This window comes from Flavobacterium xizangense (assembly GCF_054075145.1).
In genome coordinates, this window is the sequence record NZ_JBSIPG010000177.1 from 1 (window position 1) to 259 (window position 259).

Annotated in this window: 1 protein-coding gene; it reads left to right on the forward strand. The window is 63.7% G+C overall.

Features of this window, described 5'->3' with window-relative positions:
- A partial coding sequence (locus ACWA1B_RS23010) for a zinc-binding dehydrogenase (RefSeq protein WP_456910973.1) occupies positions 1-259 on the forward strand: 259 nt, incomplete at both ends.

A 259-nucleotide genomic window follows, 5' to 3' on the forward strand; every position in this document is an offset into this window, starting at 1 on the left:
GTGATCCAGGGCGCGGTGCAGGCCAAGGCCGGCCGCATCATCGCGGTCGACACCAACCCCAACAAGTTCGTGCTGGCCAGCGCCATGGGCGCCACCGATTGCATCAACCCGAAGGACTACGACAAGCCGATCCAGGAAGTGATCGTCGAACTCACCGACGGCGGCGTGGACTTCTCGTTCGAGTGCATCGGCAACGTCCACTTGATGCGCGCCGCGCTCGAATGCTGCCACAAGGGCTGGGGCGAGAGCATCATCATCG